Raw genomic sequence first — 18,969 nt, forward strand, 5'->3', positions numbered from 1 at the left:
ATTCCAATGTAGATCACACTTCCCCCAGATTCAAGTTTAGAGATCTGTTTGGGCTGTGACGTAAATTACTTAGAGATCGTCCGATACGTCTGTGAGCTGCATGTTCTTCGAGTTGAACTCGTACGAACTGAACGTCTGCCCGCTAGGGTCGGCAAAGCCTTCCCGGTTCTTCACGTCGGAGACGTGCAGGATCGTGCCATCCATCTCGTCCGTCTCTTTATGCATCGTCAGGATGACGTTCGGGATGCGCCCGATCTTGCCCTTCACGCCGGACAACGGGATGGGCTGTAGGCCGTCGCTGTACTCGCCCGTGACGTGATGCAGGGACAGGACGTGAGCCCCGGTGTACCGGGCCATATCTGACATGAACTCACACATGGCCTCAAGGCCGAACGTGAAGGACTCCGCGTCACCAACTGCCCCAGCATCCACGTTCGTAATGTTGTCCACCACGATCAGGTGCGGGAACATGCCGAAGACCTCGAAGTACGCCCTTAGGTCCGTCTCAATGACTGAAAGCGTGGGTCGGGCCTCGTAGTTGAAACGGAGCCACCACCGCTTTGCCAGATAGGCCGTGTACTCCTCGAAGTCGTCCGCCAGAAGCTTGCGCTTCACGTCCTTCACGTTGTCGCCCGTGAGGATGGCCGTGGCCCTGGTGAGCTGCGTTGCCGCATTGCTGTCGGCGCTGTAATACATCACCGGGATGTTTCCGTACAGCGCCAGGTTCAGGGCGAACAGTGACTTGCCAGTGCCGGGGCCGGCAGCGATGAGCGAGAACTCGCCGCGCCGGAACTCGACTTCGTGACGAGCCAGCCCCCTAAATGGCGAAGGAAGCGGTTCCCCTGCCGCTCCCTTGACCAAGACTGACTGTGCCAGGCTGTAGATAGTGCTTCTCCTTAGTCGTGCTCGTAGGACTCAACCTCGATGCCGTTCTTGCGAACGGTCACCAGGGCGTGATCCCCGAACGCGTTGAGGAGGGCCGTGTCGTACCAGCCGGACGCGATGGCCGCGTTGAGGGCCTTCACCTGGTGGTACCGCTCCTCATCCGGACCCTTATAGCCCAGACCGACGTACTCACGGTTTGGCCATTCGCCGCGGTACTCCCAGCTCTCACGCCCGAGGCTCGGGTGATAGTCCCAACTGAGCTCGTAGTTGTCGTACTCATGCTCTTCGGTGTCGACCTCTTCGATGGTGCGGACCCAGACCTCACCCGCGCTGAACTCGCAGACTTCACCGTCATTGAAATAGGGCGTGTACTGCGCCCATCCGAACTCGGTGATGGTCGGGTCATCCAAGAGGGCCTGGAGCAGTGGGGCCAACTCCTCAACAGGATTCTGATCGTGACGGGGGAAACCCTGACGGATCTCGCCAGAGACAGGCATACCAAGGAAGTTGCGCTTGATCAGGTCAGACATTCACGCTCCAGGCTGGTTGAGAAGCAGAGTAGACAGGGGGACTTCCTTACGCTTGGCGCCGGACATCCAGCGCTCGACGGGCATCCCCTTGATGTAGTCGGCCGGCGAGGGTAGCCAGCCGAGATCCTCGATAATGTGCCGCTCGGCAATCAGCCGAGTCGGAACCTTCACGATGCGATTGCCCTTCGGCACGTCAAGCGTGGTGCCGAAGATGCGCTGCACCAGCCACACACCCTCGGTGTGGTGGTAGATGGACCGGTGACGGACATCGCCCAGAACCTTCTTCGAGGAGTCGATGAACTCCTCGATCGGCAGATACACTTCCGGCTCGCCGCCCCACTTGCGGGATGCGGATACCGCATGATGCCAGGAATTGATGTCGCTCTCCTTTCCTCTATTTTCAAGGTAGATCACCTTGCCCACAGATTCAAGTTATGGCTTAAAAAACAGGCGTGCGACACATCACAGAAGCGGCAGCCGAAGCCGGGATTCGCCGGGAAGTTGCCGGCCTTCACCGATGCATCCATGTCCGCGAACCTCTGGCCGATCTCGTCCTCAGACACATCCTCGACCTTCACAGGCCGGGAAAGGCGGCCAGTCTTAGCGAGGTACCAGTCAGCTTCTTTGACGCTCACACCCCACTGCTGACGCAACGCCACGGCGTACGTCTGGAGCTGGAACTTGCTCTTCATGGTGCCGGTCTTCAGGTCCCGGACCTTCACGGTGGCGTCGTCCTCTTCGGGGTCCTGGTCCTCTTCTAGGGTCTGGTCGATGAAGCCGCGGACCTTGATGCCGCCCAGCTCGACCATGAAGGACAGTTCTAGTGCCGGCGCTCCCTCGTTCGGCTCCGTCCAGATGGCTGGCTGGTTCGTCTGACTCCACTCGACGTACGCGGCCGTCTGGTCCAGCCCCAGGACGTAGCGGCGCTCGATGTCCTCGCCGCCCGTGTAGCGGCCAGCAGCAAGCCACAGGTCGGTGTTGGCCTCCTTGTCCAGGGCCTTGTTCACCATGGCCGTGTACTCGTCGCGGAAGACCTCTACGACCTCTTCGGCCCCCATGCGACGAGACGACCTCTCAAACGCCTCCGCAGCGCTGTGAAAGGCCGTCCCATGGAAAGACCAAGCGGCCGGCCGCGGTACGACGCGCTCAACTCGCTGGAGGTACCAGCGCCATGAGCACTTCTCGTACTGCTCTACCTGAGAGACCGACCGCGGCTGATTCTCTATGCTCAAACTCAACTCGTCTCTATTCGGCTCAGCCGCATGAGGGTGAACGAACTCGACCACGGGACTTCCGCATGGCCATAATCGAACTCCCGCTGCACCACTTCCAGTTCAGCAAGCGGTGCCCCCAACTCGGCTTCCACTTCGGCAATTCGTTTCTCGGTGAGTGAAGACGGGGCGAGATCTGTAATGACCAAGTCAACCCAGTCTGTTGCGGAACCCTTCGTGTATAGTGCAACCATTCCAAGAGTGTGATGATCTGGAGACACATTCCGAGTCTCCTTGTCCCAGGTGCATCCGGTAGTGCAAATACGGCCGTCCTCGTCCGGACGGCCGCCCGTACATCGGGCCACACCCTTGGGGCAAGCAACGCCCTTAAGGCAAGCCGCGTCCTTGAGGCAAGCCACGTCCATTAAGCGTTCCTCCTGAGTTGCTAAAAATCAGGAGGACCGCCTCCCTGAGTCCCATTTTGTCACGTTGAATCTGTGGGGACAACCCCCGGCGGTGCGGTCGAAATCACAGTGCTCCCACAGGGAGGGGGGCACTATCATCTATAGCCGAGGCAAGGGGGGTACATAAAGGACAAAGGCCCTCCGCAGTGGGGTGCGGAAGGCCAGCAATGCTTGCTGTGGGTTCCTTGTATGAGTTTCCTTCCTGGTTGCCTCCCCCTCCAAAAGTTACTTGAAGGCAACCTCTAGGGCGCCTTCCAGAGAGTCGACCTAAGGGAGGGTGATCGCCTTGAGGTGCGCCCCCCTCGGCAGCTCTCGACCTTCCGGCCACCGCAGAACGCGCCGGCCGTCGCCCTCCTCCCTGGGTAGCCACACCCACGGGGACTTCTGTGTCAGGTCGAGAGACAGCACTACGTCATGGTCTGCCGCGTAGGCAGAGAAGCGCTGTGCGGCAGTGAGCTGCCTCTCTGAGAGTGTCGGGTCGCCTAGGCGCCAACGCAGGAATGACCACAGATCACGAGCGCGCTGAAGTTGAGTAAAACGAGTGCGATCGAATTCCGAGGACGGCCAAGCCGCTTCTACAATCGCCGTTGCCGCATTACTCCACGGCTTTCTTTCAATACCGAGTTTGACGAAACGTAGATTTACGGCCTGAACAGAAACGCCATAGGCTTGGGCAATTTGCTTATCTGTAAGCCCTTCTCTGTAATACCGAAGTAGCGTCTCGTTGTCTGGAAGCTTAGCCACATTCGCCCCTCACTTGTTTGATATCCCAATGTACATACACCTCACCACGGAATCAACCGCGAGGGGAGGTACAGGGAAAGGCAACCTTGCATCTGGGGCTAAACGATCTTGATTATGTGACCTGCATCTCACTTTGGCTCAACTCTGTCCCAGACCAAGGGCTTTGACACCGACATCCTTAGTGAGAGAGCGAGTGAAACGAGCGAACAAACGAGCGAACAAGACAAAGCGAAGCTCTCACCCATCACTACTCCTGATGTATTTGTCATCTAGGGTATACATAGAGTTATTTTTTGAAGATTAAGTAATACTTTTGCCGAACTCTCCTGTCTGACCTCCTGTTGAGCCCAGCTCCAGTGAGCGCCCAGGAGACGGCCCCGGCCGCCAGACAAGAACCCGGCCGGGGCCCAATACCACAGGGGGAGACATGCCTAGGGCCAAGAGCATCTGCCTAACTCAGGGCTGCCTTACCCCGACCGTTCGGGACGGTCGCTGTAGCGAGCATCAGTTGCGTAAAAGCTGGAATAGAACAAGTGCTCGAAATGCTTCAAGGCCATCCGACTGGCACAAGCGGAGGGCTCGAACCCTCGCCAGGGACCGCTTCACCTGCCAGCAGTGCGGATCGCATAAGGAGCTGGAGGTAGATCACATCGTCCCGGTAGCCCGCGGTGGCTCCTGGGAGCCAGACAACCTTTGGGTTCTATGCAAGACGTGCCACAAGCGCAAGACATACAGCGAGGGTCGTTGACCCTCCGATGACACGTAGCTCAATGGGCAGAGCAGCGGACTGTTAATCCGCAGGTTGCAGGTTCGAGTCCTGCCGTGCCAGCCATACGGGTAGCGCCCGTAGGTGCTGAATCTCCCCCTGATCAGGGGATGGAAGCACGGTGTCTGTCGTCTAGCGGTCTAGGACTCCTCCCTTCCCGGAGGCGACGCCGGTTCGAATCCGGTCAGACACACCATCACGACCGCCCCTTGAGGGCGGTTTTTTCATTCCTTCCTACTCCCACCCTTCGGAGGTGTCCCATGTCCGCCCAGTGCAACGGTCGCTGTCTCGACTGCCCCTATGACTTCTGCGGGCCCGAGGCACCAAATCACCGGCCTAGCAAGGCCGCTGAGCGGTCCTGGCGTCAGGAAGCAATGTTCGAGCTTGAGGAACTGGGCGACCTCTACGGGATCGATCCGAGCGCGGTGAGGCTGTGACCCGAGGACCGAAGCCGAAGGAAAACGCCCAGCGGCGCAACAAGCACGAGCACGCCCAGACACTCAGCAGCTCGACCACTGAGGGCCGAGCTCTCCCACCCGGCCTCGGAATCAAGACTTCCGGCGCCCGCCGCTTCTGGCGCACCTGGGCAACTTCGCCGCAGGCCGGCGCATGGGCTGAGACCGACTGGGCTGAGCTGGAAATCACCGTGAAGCTCGTGGATTCCTTCTACCAGGGAGACGTCAAGTTGGCCGGTGAGATCCGGCAGCGCGTCGCCAAGTGGGGCGCCACCACCGAGGACAGGGCGCGACTGCGCATGTCCATCGAGGACGACCAGGACCAGGAGCAGGCCGCCGAGACGGCCGCCGCTGAGCCGACCACCACAGACCTAGACGAGGAGCTGTTCCGACTCCTGAACAACTGAATAGAGGTGAACGCCCTTGCAGACCGGAAACCTTCCGGACGGGGTTCCCTCTCCCAAGGAGACCTTGGGGTACGAGATCATTCGTTGGGCTCAGAAGTACATTGTTCAGCCTGACGGAGATCGAGCCGGTGAGAGCTGGCAGTTCACTAAGGAACAGCTCAGGTTCGTCCTGTGGTTCTACGCAGTCAAGCCTGATGGCACCTGGCGCTTCTCGGCTGGAACGCTACGGCGCGCAAAAGGGTGGGGGAAAACGCCCCTCCTCGCTGCTCTGGCCATCGTCGAGTTCATCGGCCCTTGCCGGTTCAGCCATTTCAACGCCTACGGCCTCCCTGTAGCCAAGCGGGTTGCCCTGCCCACGGTTCAGATCGGCGCCACGGCGTACGACCAGACCGAGCAGACGCTAGAGATGATCCGAGGAATGCTCTCGGAGTCTCCTGCCGAGAAGGAATACGCGCTCGACATCGGTAAGGCTGTCGTCCAGTTCAAGTCTGGCAAGCCTGGGAGCATCAAGCCGAAGGCCACTGCCGGCCGCACCAACGAGGGAAACCGGCCCACCTTTTGCCTGATGGACGAGTGCCACCACTGGGTGGGTAGCAACGGGGGCCCGGAATTCTTCCAGGTCTTGAAGCGGAATATCGAAAAGACTGCTTCGTCTGGCTCCCGCTGGGTGTCCACGACCAACGCTTACAACCCTAACGAAGACAGCGTTGCCCAGATCATTCACGAGAGTGACATGATCACCCAGGGCTTTTGGCTGTACGACTGCATTGAAGGCTCTATCGAGCCTGACGAGATGCGGGATGAGGCCAAGGTTCGCCAGGCCCTCACCGAGGCGTACGGCGACGCCTCGTGGGCCGACATTGACGGCCTGACTCGCACAGTCCTCTACGACCGCACCACTCCTGACTCCACCTACTTGCGGTTCTTCTGCAACCGCATTGCAGAGTCTTCGGACGGTTGGATGTCCAAGCCCGAGTGGGATGCCTGTGTGGACGACCAGGACCCCATCAAGCCCGGTGATCAGATAGCCATCGGCTTCGATGGGAGTATCCGCGGGGACGCCACAGGGATTGTGGGCGTCAGGTTGCGTGACGCCAAGCTCTTTGTCATCGGTGTTTGGGAACGCCCAGAGCACGCCCCTGATGACTGGGAAGTTGACGTTCTTTCAGTAGAGGCCGCTGTTCATCGAGCCTTCGAGACATACCGCGTCGCGTGGATGTACGCAGACCCGCCCTACTGGCAGGAAGCCATCGGGCGATGGTCCATCACGCATGGCGAGGACACCGTATTCGAGTTCTGGACCAACAAGCCTACTCGGATGGCTCAGGCCGTCGAGCGTTTCCGCACCGCCGCAATGGTGGGCGACCTCAAGCACGACGGAGATACCCGCCTAACTCGGCATGTCCTCAACGCCGTTACCAGGGAAGTCCCTCAGGGCCTTCTCATTCAGAAAGATTCCCCGCGCTCCAAGCGCAAGATCGACCTCGCAGTGTGCGCAGTAATCGCCATGGAGGCCAGAGCAGATGCCATCGCCGATGGACGAATGAAGCTAAGAAGGTCACGTGTCGTGGGCTTCTAGAAGGAGGCCCGCCTATGATCGTCCCCCCTGGAAGCCATACGGCATTCATAGGTAAGCCACAGACCCCGGACCAGTGGCTCATGTACCTGTACGGCAAGGTTCCGGGCCCGCTTCACGAATCCCACAAGTATTCGAAGTATTACGAGGGCGAGCAACAGAAGCTCGCGTTCTCGCAGATGAAGTACAAGGCGGCGTTCGCCTCGGTCTTCGAGCAGTGGCGAGACAACTTCTGCGGCACCATCGTGGACTCCACGAACGAGCGGCTTCACGTTGATTCCTTCCGGATCTCCGGAGAGGACGACGGCAAGGATGCACGCGAGTTCTGGCAGCGGTCCAGCATGGACGCCTACTCGACGTCGGTACACCTTGAGTCTCTGATCACGGGTACCTCGTACGTCGTCGTCTGGGCGGACGCCAAGGGCGAGCCGACCATCACCCCGGTTCCCGGCTCTCGCATGGCTGTCTCTTACAAGGCCGGCTCTCTGTGGGAGCTGGAGGCCGCGGCCCGCTTCGAGATGGACGCCTGGGGCCGTCAGCAGGTCACACTCTGGACCGAGGACTACGTCTATGAGGTTGCATACGGCACGACCGAGTGGGACCAGGGCGTCAGCACGCCCAACCCTCTCGGCATCGTCCCCGTTGTGCCCTTCGAGAATCGCTCTCGACTCGGCATGGACCCGGTCTCTGAACTGGCTAACTGCATCCCGATCCAGGATGCGATCAACAAGACCACGATGGATGCCCTTACGGCGTCTGAGTTCGCGGCCTTCCCCCAGCGGTTCGTCACCGGCCTGGAAATCCAGGAAGACTCGAACGGCAACCCCGTCGAGCCGTACAACGTCGGCCAGGACAAGCTACTTCAGGCTGAGGACCCCAACGCAAAGTTCGGCTCCTTCGCTGCCGCTGACCTGTCCAACTACGTTGACCTGGTTGACATGTTGGTCCAGCACCTCGCGACAGTTTCGAGGGTTCCCAGTCATTACTTCTTGGTAAACACGACCACCGCCCCATCTGGTGAGGCAATCATCTCCGCGGAAGCGGGACTTGTCGCCAAGGTGAAGGAACGGATGCTCCACTTCGGGGAAGCCTGGGAGCGAGTCATTCGACTTTGCTTCGCCGTTAAGGGTGACCAGCGCAAGGACGCCTTCGAGATGGAGACGCGATGGCGCGACCCCGAATACCGCACCGAAGCCCAGCACATCGATGCACTGCTCAAGATGAAGCAGCTTGATGTGCCTCTTGAGTTCCTGTGGCACGAGGCCGGGTTCTCCGCCACTCAGATTGCCGACTTCCGCGAAATGCGGAAGGAGGACGCCAAGGCTCAGGCAGAGATTCAGAAGCTCTTGCCCCAGCCACAGCCACAGGGCCAACAGCCCAACCCCAAAAAGCCTCCACAGGGGAACTCCGGGAACGCGAACCGGAAGATCCACGAGGCCAAGCCCTGACCCGCCGAAATGGTGAGTCCCTTCCGAAATGGAACAACATATGCCTACTCAGGACGACAACGCAGGACAGCAGGGTAACGAGGGAAATCCTCAGACTCCTCCCGCTGGTCCGACGTTGGAAGAGGTCATTGCCGACCGTGACCGTTGGAAGGCTCTCTCTCGACAGAACGAGACCAACTACAACACGTCGCGTACCGAGCTTCAGCAGCTCCAGACCGATCAGCAGGCAGCTATTGAGGCCGCCCGCACCGAGGGCCGGACGTCCGCCCTTGGAGAGGTCTCTACCGAGCTGGTGACTGCGGAACTGCGGCTTCAGGCCGTAGGTGCCGGTGCTGAGCTTCCTGACCTCTCCTTCCTCGACCTCAGCCGTTTCACGGGTGATGACTCTCGCCCGAACGGAGAGGCCGTCAAGTCGTTCATTGAGTCCCTGCCCAAGAAGCAGGCGAATTCCGGAGCGGGCTTCCCGCAGATCGCAGGCGCCGGCCACAACAAGGGCGGCAACGGCGGCGAGTTCTCCAGTATCAACCCAAACGATCTGGCGGACTACATCGCGGGTGGGGCTTTCCTCTAAGCCTCTCCCTTCCCTTAGTTCAGCCCTCCATCTGGGGGGCTTTTTTCATGCCCTCATGGAGGCTTAATGGCTACTGAGCATCACTTTAATCTTGACCCGGTCCAGGTGACCATCGCAGCACTTGGCATTCTGGACCGACAGCTCACTCTTGGTGGCATTCCGGCCCGGTACTCCGAGCTGAACTTCACCGGTGGCATTGGTGACGTGATCAACGTCAACCGTGAGTCTCGCGGTATTCCGGTCCAGGCGTCCGGCATCTCGACCCCGATCAAGAACCCCATCACGGGTGACAAGAACGTCTTCGCCGCGGCCTCCGACCGGCCGCTTCCGGCTACGGACCGACGGGCCCCGAATGGCTTCATCTCCGAGACTCGGTTCCCGGTCCAGCTCACCACGCTCGCGCAGAACGCGACCGCGATCGGCATGGAGCAGGTTGCCTTCGACCTCAAGCAGTTCGGCTCTCAGGTCCTCTCGAAGCTCACGCGAGGCTTCGCTGAATACTTCGATGACACGGTTGCCGCGTTCATCAAGGCGAACATCAACCGGACTTCGCTGACCGCCGGTCAGAAGTCTGCCGTTGGTGGCGACGTTGAGGTCTCCATCCCGCAGGCTGACGGCACTGGCGCCAACATGACTGAGCGCGCTCTTGGAATCCGCGCGGCCCTGGTCGACGCACGCATGAACATGAATCTGGCCCTGGTCCCCACCTCGGAGCGGTATCTCATTGCCGGCCCCGAGGTTGAGGCAATCCTCCTGAAGGACCCTGAGTTCGTTGCCGTCGACTACTCCGGGGACACCAACGCGCTTCGTCGGGCGACTGTCGGCCGCATCTACGGCTTCGACATCGTCATCCACAACTCTTTCTCTCTGGAGATGTACCTCTTCCACAAGTCCGCGATGCTGATTGCTTCTGCGTGCCCTGCTCTGCCGATGGGTGCTGTTACCGGCTCCATCCAGAACGTCAATGGAATCGCTACCCGGATGCTGGTCGATTACGACTACAACCAGAAGCACGACACCATCGGCCTGGACACCATGTATGGTCTCGCGACCATCAAGGAAGACCCGGAGTACAGCGTTCGGGGCACTGTTATCGGTGAGAAGTTCGTCCGCGGTCTCAAGATCTCGATCACGGAGACCGCTCCCGTTGGTGGCTGATCTCCCCTAACTACTGAGGGAGGTTGAATGCCGATAGCAACTATTGAGGATGTGGTCGCCCGTCTCGGGCGGCCCTTCTCAGACGATGCAGAGGCCACCAAGACGGCGGCCTTCATAGAAGACGCCACTGCCCTTGTGTGCGATTACTGCGGGACAGATTTCCAGCAGCCGACATGGGATGCAGTACCAGGCGCAGTGAAGGCCGCTGTTTGTTCCGAGGTAATCAGATGGTTGTCCGTCTCTCCTGGCACGGTCATGGAGAAGACCGGGGACCTGCAAGTCGAGTACGCGCAGACCGCGTACAACTCGGGTCTCTCGGAGGCCGCAAAGTCGATGCTGTCCAAGTACAGGAAGCGCATGGGGTCGATCTCACTGACCTGTTGGCAGGAGATACCCGATGGCACTGTTTAACGACTTCATCGAAGTCCGCCGAACTCCGCTTGTAGAGGACGCATACGGCCATCACCGCGACTGGGACACGTACACGGTTGTCTGGTCCGGGCTTGGTGCAGGCGTCCCCTACCTGCGGTCGCACAAGGCGGAAACTCCCGTCCGAGAGACGACCACGAACAAAGCGACGATCTACCTCCCTGGGAACTTGGAGGTGGACTCGTCCGATCAGATCTACTTTCAGTCGAAGCTCTGGACGCCTGAGGGCGAGCCATGGAAGTGGAAGCTGGGATCTCGCCAATACACCATGATCCATGTCCGGGGGGTGACTAAGTAAATGGCTCGACGTGTTGCAGCACCAGGACAGGCCAGAGGGAAGCAGTACCGCCGGTTCTCAAAGGGTGGTTTCACCTTTGAGACTGACAAGGGGTTTGAGACTGAGCTGATGAAGTCAGGTGAAGTCAGGGCCCTGGTCGCTTCCCAGACATCTGAGATGGCTGGACGCATGGTCAAGGCCGCTCCCCGCGGCCCTCATGTGAAGACTGACGCGTACTCGATCAAGAAGAACATTCACCCCTACGTCGAGCAGGTTGGGGATGACTGGGTCGGTTACATCGTCGTCGAAGAAAACGAGAAGGCTCGACACGCGATGCTCCAGGAGCGTGGTTACCGCGACCCAGCAGGGAAACGGCACAAGGGCCGCTTTTACCTGAGGTCTGTCCTCCTGAGTGAGCGAGTCGAATGAGATCAAACCCGATACCTCTGCTGGTCAGCTATCTCAGGTCCATTCCTGAGATCCCCGCAGGTGCAGTGACCGGAACCCTCGTAGGCCGGAGTGTGGGAGAGACGACCGTCTACCTCATGCAGTCCGGAGGCTATCGCAGTAGGCGGGACCGGGTTGACCGCATGTACATCGTCTACGACGTGTACGCCGAGAGCCCGGCTGAGGCCGGCGAACTGGCCTACATCGTGCGCGAGTACCTGCTTGAGCAGCTACCGGGGCAGAGCCTCAACGGCGCCCTGGTGCTCGACGTGCGTGAGGTGGATGCCCCGAGCTGGCATCCGGACATGCAGTCTCTTGAGCCCGCGTACTCGGGCGAGGTCTCTGTGTACCTCGTAGCTGACGACTGACCCCACCTCTCCGCAGCCTTAACGGCCCCCTTTGGGGCCGTTTTTTGTTTCCCAAAGGAGCCCGTATGGCTAATAACGACCCCTCGAAGATCCGCTTCGCGCCGAAGGGTGCTGTCTACATCGCACCTGCCGTAGGCGCCGCTCTCCCGACTGATGTGGGTGATGGCAAGACTGCCCCGGTCGGTTACAAGTCACTTGGGTACGTTTCGGACGCGGGGGTGGTAATTACCCCCACGGTGACCGCCGATCCCGTCAACGTCTGGCAGTCGGCAGTGCCGGTTCTGTTCAACGTCTCGGCCGCGACGTTCACTGTTTCCGCGACCTTCGCTGAGACCAACATCAACACGACTGAGCTGTTCTGGGGTGCCTCCTGGGTCGAGGTCACGCCTGAGGGTGGCGGTGCCGCAGACACGTGGCGACTGGACCTGTCCAGCACTCCGGACCTTCAGGAGATTTCCATGGTTGTGGACTGGGGCCAGGGCTCCAACCTCAACCGCGTTGTCATCCCGCGGTCGATGATCCAGGACCGAGGTGCTATCACCCTCGTCCGGAACGCGAACCAGGAATACCAGCTCACCATTGACGCCCTCGACTCCGATGGCGTCCTTGGCTACGTCCTGACGAACCAGGACATGACGGCGCCTGCCGGTCCGTGATCCCTGGGAATTAATTCCCGCCCTTGCCGGGGAGGGCTCGTAGTCCCCGGCCTCTCTCTCACCCTCACCCCCCATCCTTTGGAGTTCCCATGACTGCTGCCAAGAAGACTGCTGCCAAGAAGCCCGCCGCGCCGGCCGACGAGGTCGTTGTCGAGAGCGAGGTTCCCGACGCTGACGCCGAGCTGGGCGCCGCTGAGGCTGAGGCGAAGGGCGACGAGGTGACTGTCGAGCACCGCGGCAAGGTCTACGTTCTGCCGTCCCCGCTGGATTACCCGGTTGATGTCGTGTTTGCGGACAACGACTTCGAGGCCGTCCGCATTGTCCTGGGTGAGGCTCAGTGGCAGGAGTACCGGAAGGCTAAGCCGACCATCCGTGACTTCCAGGAGTTCAACGAGAAGATCAACGAGGCTTCGGGAAACTGAGCCGAGCTGTCTACATCATCAGGAAGTTCCCCGGAGAGCTGGAAGCGGACTTGCTCCAGTTCTTCGGGGTTGACTTTCTGGATCTGTGGCGTGGACAGCTCTCCCTACGCCGAATCAATGTCCTGATCGGATCTCTACTCCATCAGCCAGGACGCTCCGCCCTGGCGGCGGCAATTGACGAGTCCGCCGAGTGGTCTAACTCAGAACACATACTTGCTCGGGTCTCTGATGCCCTTGAGCTTTCCAACTGGCTGTTCTACCAAGCCAATTCGGGCGAGGACGCGGAAGAAATTCCTGTCCCTACTCCCATGCTTCGGCCTGGCCAAGAGGAAGAAGTCCTTGAGCCTGTACAGCCGACCTATGCCTCAACAGACGAGGTGGTGGATTTCTTCACTCGAATGAACAGTCTCTAAGGGGGATCGATGCCTGAAGCCGGAAGCATCAAGGTCGGAAACGCCTGGATCAAAATTACCCCTGAGCTGGATCATTCTCAACTGAAGGCACAGCTTGACCGGGCTGAGAAGGAAATCGCTGCGTTCAGCGGGAAGACGGAGACGCTTGCCCGGCAGACCGCCAATCTCCGGGCGAAGCTCGAAGAGTACGTGACTGCTCGCTACGGCGAAGAGGCCGCGAAGCGTGTGAAGCTGGAGCAGGCTGCCGCCGCGAAGCGCGAGGAGTACACCAAGACCGAGACGGCCGCCATCATGAGGGCGTTCGCTACGGTCACTGAGGCGAGTGCTAAGGCCGAGCAAGCGAGGACCGCGGCCAAGGAGAAGGCTGCTCGTCAGCGCGAGCGTATTGCCCTCAACGCCCGCAACCTTGAAGTGCGTTACGGCGCCGAGGTAGCCGCCTCGTATCGCAAGGACGTTGCGGCCATGATGAAGGAGAACAAGGGTCTTTCCCTTGTTCGCATCAATGAGGCTAAGCAGTGGTCCGCGGCAGAGATCCTTGAGCAGCGCAAGGTTGCCGCCGAGAACGCGAAGCAGGCCAAGGTCCGTGAGGCCCAGGTCAAGACGATGTCGGCTCTCGTCATCCGCCAGGCCCAGCTTGAGGCCACCGAGTCAGTCAAGGCAGCTCGTACGGCGCAGGCCGCTTACACGACTGCGTACGCCACCCGCAAGGCTCAGATCCTCTCGGAAATGAACAGCCTGAAGGCCGCCAGTATTGCAGCGGCTCAGGGGCAGCTTGCTGCGGCTCAGGCCGCCAAGAAGGCGTCTCAGCAGACGATTAAGGCGAACAACGAGGCGACCAAGTCGCTCCAGGACAACGCCAACAAGGCGAGCAAGTCTTGGACTAAGGCCACCTACAGCATGGGGCAGAAGCTCAATTCCTTCGGGGCCTCTGTGAGCGAGTTCGGTCGGAACATCAACAGCAACATGGTTACGCCTCTGCTTGCTGCGGCTTCCGCCATGTCGTATCTCGGTGTCAAGGCTGCTGACTCGATCATTCAGTCTCAGACGGCCCTTGAGAAGATGGGGATCTCCTCTAAGGACGCCTCGAAGCAGCTCAACACGCTCAAGAATTACGGAACTCAGACCCCTTATACCGTTGAGGACATTTTCCAGTACGGCACGCTGTACACCCGTGCAGCCCAGTCACATGGTCTGAGCTCTAAGGAATCGACTACGCGCGCCACTAACCTGGTTATGTCGATTGGTGACCTGGCTGCCTACTCCGGAATCACCGATCCTGAGATGGTCAAGCGCGCATACCAGGCCGTTGCCACCATCCAGGAGTCAGACCGTGCAAGCCTGCGTAACGTCAAGTCGCTTGCTCAGAACGCTGGTCTGACCGTTCAGGAACTCGCTAACCTTCTCGGCTTCAAGGACAGGGCCCTCACCAAAGAGGAAATAGCCAAGATCGAGAAGACGAAAAAGGAGAAGGGCGCCGACTGGAAGTCGCCCACGAAGTCTACGGCCGCTTCTCAGCTGATGGCGTGGATGCAGGATGCCATGAACACCGGGGGTGTTCCTGGTGAAAGCATCGTGGATGCCATCCTTAAAAAGGGTGAGGATATCGGCTCTGGCACGGCTGATTCGCCGGCCGTCCGCCTGGGTACCGCTACGATTTCCGCTCGTCTGTCGAACATGTGGGAGCAGACCAAGTACGGCCTGTCTGAAATGTTCATTCAGCAGAACCCCGAGACCGGGGAGTACGAGTACGCCCGTGCTGGTGAGGCCCTCATGGGTAAGAAGACCCCCGTTTACAAGAAGGACAAGGACGGGGATTACAAGCTCGACAAGGAAGGCAACCGAGTAGTTGACCACTACGAGTACAAGGGTGGTCTCCTCAACACGGTCTCCGATATCGGCTCTGATCTTCAGGAACCTGCCGGCAAGCTCATTGCTGAACTGTTCGATGACCTCACCATCGTGGGTGAGTGGGTCAAGAAGGCCGTCAAGGTTCTCAAGGACCACCCGGCTATCACTGACACGATTATCGAGATCGGCAAGTTTGCTGCCCTCGTCGGTGTCGCTTCGCTCGCACTGGGCGCCCTGATCAAGACGTTCGGTCTGATGACCAAGGTCTTCTCTCCGGTCGCCGGTCTGGCAAAGGGCGTGTTCAAGGCTGGTAGGGGCGCCTTCAAGGCGGGTGGGTCCCGCCTGATTGCTGCAACAGGCGGCATCCACGGTGACGACTACGGCAGCCGCTTGAGGAACGCCCGAGCCGCGATGAACAACGGCGACAACCGTAGCCTCTGGCAGCGGGGCAAGGACAAGGTCTCTGGCCGTAACAGCCAGGTCGAAGAGATCCAGGTCGACACTGACAAGGCGAAGCAGAAGATCGACGAGCTTGAGGCCGAGATTGAGAGTCTTCGGACCAAGATCCGGCGCTTCAGTGGCGAGAACTTCAACGAGCTCGCTGACAACCTGGCGGGCTCAGACCACAGCGTCAAGTCCGCGGCGGAGAAGGCCGCTAAGGCTGTCCGCGAGGCTGAGACTGCTACCACCAACCTCAAGGGTCTGAAGCTCCAGGCGCTCGAAGGTGAGTTCAACCAGGTCACGGAGAACACCAACTCTCTCCGGAGCCAGGTCAAGCGGGCTGCCTCCAGCGTCTCGGACCTGAACAGCAAGGGCCTCGGGTACCTGGATGGAGAACTGGACGATGCCAAGGGCAAGTCCAAGTCTCTGGACTCCGCCATGAAGGCGGCAGCCAAGCAGGCCGGGAATCTCAACGACGAGTCGCTGGGCAAGCTTGAAGGGCAGCTCGACCACGTCAAGGACGCGGCGGACGACGCAAGCAACAAGGTCGGCGGCGGTAAGTCCTCCCTGATCAGTCGAGTCGGTCAGCTCAATGCGATGAGCACGAGCTCGGTCATCAAGCAGATCAAGAGCCTGAAGGACGCTCTGAACGACGCGTCGGGTAAGGCCAGCACGCTGAACTCTCGCCTGGATGACATCTCGAACCATGCTCCCGGTAGCGGGGGCAAGACCAAGCCTCCCAAGAAGAAGGCCCTCGGGGGTGTCCTTCCGGGCTACACGCCCGGCCAGGACGTCCATGTCTTCAGCAGCCCTACGGCCGGCGAGCTCCACCTCTCCGGAGGTGAGGCGGTTATGCGGCCTGAGTGGACGGCCGCTGTCGGCGCCGGCGAGGTGACACGGCTCAACGAGATCGCCCGCACTCAGGGTGTTGGTGGTGTCCGCCAGGCAATGAAGTTCGCCAAGGGCGGCATCCTCGGCAAGCTCGGACTTGATCCCCTCGTGGAGGCTTCCAAGAACTTCAACGTAGCCAATGACGCGCGTGGCGCGATCGCCACTATGACGATGGACAGCTCCTCGCGCGCTCTGGGTGGTGGAGTTCAGAAGGGAGTTTTGGGGTCGGGAACCGACGCCTCTCACTTCGTGGGCTCGGACCTGTCGAAGAAGTTCGCCGGCATGTACAACTTCATGACCAAGGACTCTTGGGAAATTCTCCGGAAGCTTCCCATCCCTGACGGATTGACGCAGGTCATCGGAATACTTGGGGGAGCCCTCGCACCGATCCAGGGCGAGTATTTCTGGAACGATGTCTGGAAGGGAGAAGGCAACGTTCTCCAGCGCGGTGGCGCGTACCTGGATGACGTGTTCTCTTGGAAGACCTTGAAGGGGGTTGTTTCCAACCTCTTCGGAGGTATCTGGGACTCCGCTAAGGGCCTTTGGAATGGTGCGAAGGCCCTTGTGACTGACCCCATCGGCACGGTAAAGGACTCCCTCTCTGGTCTCTGGGAGCTGGGCAAGTCCCAGTACGACGGTGTGATCGACATGGTGCAGTCGCTCCGGGAGATCTGGCATAGCCCTCTCGACTACGCTGACCAGGTCGTCTCTGACGTCTACAGCACGGCGAAGGAGAGCCTTCCCAACTTGGAAGGGTTGTTCGACTTCAGCGGTGAACATCTGACCGCCAAGAAGCCGGACTTTGACAAGCTCATAGAGGGAGAACTGAGCACTCCGGGACCGGGCTCCTCGGTCACCCGCTGGACGCCTCAGGTCAAGATGGCGCTTGCCCAGCTCGGGCTTCCTGCTTCCGACTTGGATTTGGTGCTTCACCGTATTCAGGTCGAGTCCGGAGGTAACCCGAATGCCATTAACAACTGGGACTCCAACGCGAAGGCCGGACACCCGTCTCAGGGCCTCATGCAGACGATTCCCAGCACGTTCAACGCCTACGCCGGCCCGTACAAGTCTCGGGGCATCACTGACCCCATGGCTTCCATCTACGCTGGCCTCAACTATGCGGTACACCGCTACGGTTCAGGCTGGCGTAAGGCGCTTTCGGGCACCAAGGGCTACGCCACTGGTACGCCAGGGGCTGAAAGGGGTTGGGCGTGGGTTGGTGAGGAAGGCCCTGAACTCGTCAACTTCAGCGGCGGGGAAACCGTCCTGAACCACCAGGACAGCGTGATGGCTGCGTCCAACGTGAAGCGGGGGTATGCCTCGGGTACGTCGAGGACTACGGGCCTTGCCGCGGATGCCTTGAAGGGCGTTTCCACGCTTAACACTGCGGTGAAGAAGCTCTACGAGATCATCACCAAGGCGTTTACCTCGAACCGCATTGGCTCGGGCACCGCGAACAGCCTGAACAAGTGGATTGACTCGCAGAACAAGGCGCTTCAGAAGCTCGTCTCTGACCGGACGAATCTCGCAACCAAGCTCAAGGATGCTAATTCCAAGCTGGCACAGATCAAGGCAGATGAGAGCGAAATGGCCTCGTCCATTGCGGACAGGGCTTCGCAGGAGCGTTCCCTCACCTCCGTCTTCAACTCGGGGGGTGTGTCTGTCTCTTCGGGTATTTCCGGCCTGAAGGAACGCTTGGCGGCGATCAAGTCCTTCCAGTCGAACCTTGACAAGCTGAGCAAGGCCGGTTTCTCGAAGGAGATCATCGCGGAAATCGCCAACGCCGGCCCTGTAGAGGGCGGCGCCATGGCAGAGGAGTTGCTGAAGGCCACTGAGGGCCAGGTAAAGGAGTTCAACGACACCTATGCAGCGATTGGTACCGCTTCATCGTCCCTTGGTAAGTCGGTGGCGGGGACTTACTACGAGGCAGGCAAGAAGTCGGCTCAGGCTCTTGTCGATGGTCTGACCAGTCAGGATAAGAAGCTGATCAGCAAGATTGAGGGGTTGGCGGACACCATCGTCAAAACCCTCAAGAAGAAGCTGAAGATCAGCCCTAAGACGCCGGTTGATTCCTCTCTGGCGAGCCTTCTGACTTGGCTTACGGGCCAGGGTCAGGCCGTCAAGGGTGGGGGGAACACCTCGAAGAAGAAGACGACTAAGACGACAACGACTTATTCGACGGACTCTAAGGGGCGGAAGGTCACGACGGTCACCACGACCACGACTGACCCGGCTAAGGGAACTACCACCACGGTCACTAAGCGGACCGTTGGGGGCAAGACCTCGACCTCTACCAAGGTGAGCAAGATCAAGGGTTATGCGTCCGGTACCCGGTCGGCTGCCCGTGGTGTCGCTCTCGTCGGTGAGAAGGGCCCTGAGCTGATCAATTTCAAGGGCGGCGAGCGTGTCTACAACGACAAGGAAACGGCCAGCATGATGGGGCCTCGTTACGAGATCCATATTCATGAAGCGAAGGCTGAGAACACCACTCAGTCTGTTATCCGAGCGTTGCAGTACGCGGAAACGATGGCTGCCCTCTGACACTAGGAGTGCTACATGAAG

Annotated in this window: 18 protein-coding genes and 2 tRNA genes; 16 read left to right on the top strand and 4 right to left on the bottom strand. The window is 59.8% G+C overall.

Annotated features, from left to right (window positions below; translation table 11 throughout):
- Positions 1-69 precede the first annotated feature (69 nt).
- Genes ABT115_RS08645 through ABT115_RS08660 form a run of 4 tightly spaced genes read right to left on the bottom strand, consistent with a single transcriptional unit; the run spans position 70 to position 2,701 of the window.
- Complete coding sequence (locus ABT115_RS08645) at positions 70-861, bottom strand: AAA family ATPase (RefSeq protein WP_351785607.1); 792 nt, start codon at positions 859-861, stop codon at positions 70-72.
- 35 nt (positions 862-896) lie between these two features.
- Positions 897-1,415, bottom strand: a complete 519-nt coding sequence (locus tag ABT115_RS08650) for a hypothetical protein (protein WP_351785610.1) — start codon at positions 1,413-1,415, stop codon at positions 897-899.
- Positions 1,416-1,838, bottom strand: a complete 423-nt coding sequence (locus ABT115_RS08655) for a DUF6915 family protein (protein WP_351785613.1) — start codon at positions 1,836-1,838, stop codon at positions 1,416-1,418.
- On the bottom strand, positions 1,826-2,701 hold the full coding sequence (locus ABT115_RS08660; RefSeq protein WP_351785616.1) for a RecB family exonuclease: 876 nt from the start codon (positions 2,699-2,701) through the stop codon (positions 1,826-1,828). The genes ABT115_RS08655 and ABT115_RS08660 overlap by 13 nt, the downstream gene beginning before the upstream one ends.
- Before the next feature lie 1,560 nt (positions 2,702-4,261).
- Here ABT115_RS08660 and ABT115_RS08665 point away from each other — a divergent pair.
- From ABT115_RS08665 to ABT115_RS08740, 16 genes are all read left to right on the top strand, one after another.
- Complete coding sequence (locus ABT115_RS08665; RefSeq protein WP_351785618.1) at positions 4,262-4,582, top strand: HNH endonuclease; 321 nt, start codon at positions 4,262-4,264, stop codon at positions 4,580-4,582.
- An 8-nt stretch (positions 4,583-4,590) separates the two neighbouring features.
- Positions 4,591-4,666: transfer RNA gene (locus ABT115_RS08670), tRNA-Asn, on the top strand.
- A gap of 55 nt (positions 4,667-4,721) precedes the next feature.
- A tRNA-OTHER gene (locus ABT115_RS08675) sits at positions 4,722-4,796 on the top strand.
- A 237-nt stretch (positions 4,797-5,033) separates the two neighbouring features.
- A complete protein-coding gene (locus tag ABT115_RS08680) occupies positions 5,034-5,462 on the top strand; it encodes a phage terminase small subunit (protein ID WP_351785621.1) in 429 nt (142 codons plus the stop codon).
- A gap of 16 nt (positions 5,463-5,478) precedes the next feature.
- The gene (locus ABT115_RS08685) at positions 5,479-7,041 is read left to right on the top strand and encodes a terminase large subunit domain-containing protein (RefSeq protein ID WP_351785623.1); all 1,563 of its coding nucleotides are present in this window, start codon (positions 5,479-5,481) and stop codon (positions 7,039-7,041) included.
- Positions 7,042-7,055: 14 nt separating this feature from the next.
- Complete coding sequence (locus ABT115_RS08690) at positions 7,056-8,486, top strand: phage portal protein (RefSeq protein WP_351785626.1); 1,431 nt, start codon at positions 7,056-7,058, stop codon at positions 8,484-8,486.
- Positions 8,487-8,526: 40 nt separating this feature from the next.
- Positions 8,527-9,057 carry a hypothetical protein gene (locus tag ABT115_RS08695; protein ID WP_351785628.1) on the top strand — a complete coding sequence of 177 codons (531 nt, stop codon included), beginning with the start codon at positions 8,527-8,529 and terminating at the stop codon, positions 9,055-9,057.
- A 66-nt stretch (positions 9,058-9,123) separates the two neighbouring features.
- Positions 9,124-10,215 carry a phage major capsid protein gene (locus ABT115_RS08700; RefSeq protein WP_351785630.1) on the top strand — a complete coding sequence of 364 codons (1,092 nt, stop codon included), beginning with the start codon at positions 9,124-9,126 and terminating at the stop codon, positions 10,213-10,215.
- A gap of 27 nt (positions 10,216-10,242) precedes the next feature.
- The gene (locus ABT115_RS08705; RefSeq protein ID WP_351785633.1) at positions 10,243-10,626 is read left to right on the top strand and encodes a head-tail connector protein; all 384 of its coding nucleotides are present in this window, start codon (positions 10,243-10,245) and stop codon (positions 10,624-10,626) included.
- Complete coding sequence (locus tag ABT115_RS08710) at positions 10,613-10,942, top strand: hypothetical protein (RefSeq protein WP_351785636.1); 330 nt, start codon at positions 10,613-10,615, stop codon at positions 10,940-10,942. Before ABT115_RS08705 ends, ABT115_RS08710 begins: the two co-directional genes overlap by 14 nt.
- Positions 10,943-11,350 carry a hypothetical protein gene (locus tag ABT115_RS08715; RefSeq protein ID WP_351785638.1) on the top strand — a complete coding sequence of 136 codons (408 nt, stop codon included), beginning with the start codon at positions 10,943-10,945 and terminating at the stop codon, positions 11,348-11,350.
- Positions 11,351-11,415: 65 nt separating this feature from the next.
- Positions 11,416-11,736 (top strand): hypothetical protein, encoded by a 321-nt coding sequence (locus ABT115_RS08720; RefSeq protein WP_351785640.1) that lies wholly within the window; start codon positions 11,416-11,418, stop codon positions 11,734-11,736.
- A gap of 65 nt (positions 11,737-11,801) precedes the next feature.
- Positions 11,802-12,392, top strand: coding sequence for a phage tail tube protein (locus tag ABT115_RS08725; protein ID WP_351785642.1), 591 nt, complete (start codon positions 11,802-11,804; stop codon positions 12,390-12,392).
- An 89-nt stretch (positions 12,393-12,481) separates the two neighbouring features.
- Positions 12,482-12,814, top strand: coding sequence for a hypothetical protein (locus ABT115_RS08730; protein WP_351785645.1), 333 nt, complete (start codon positions 12,482-12,484; stop codon positions 12,812-12,814).
- A 50-nt stretch (positions 12,815-12,864) separates the two neighbouring features.
- Positions 12,865-13,227 (top strand): hypothetical protein, encoded by a 363-nt coding sequence (locus ABT115_RS08735; protein WP_351785648.1) that lies wholly within the window; start codon positions 12,865-12,867, stop codon positions 13,225-13,227.
- Between the two features lie 9 nt (positions 13,228-13,236).
- Positions 13,237-18,948, top strand: a complete 5,712-nt coding sequence (locus tag ABT115_RS08740) for a transglycosylase SLT domain-containing protein (protein WP_351785651.1) — start codon at positions 13,237-13,239, stop codon at positions 18,946-18,948.
- Positions 18,949-18,969 lie beyond the last annotated feature (21 nt).

Origin of the sequence: Streptomyces sp. NPDC001832, assembly GCF_040297265.1 — a bacterium.
Classification (GTDB): Bacteria; Actinomycetota; Actinomycetes; order Streptomycetales; family Streptomycetaceae; genus Streptomyces.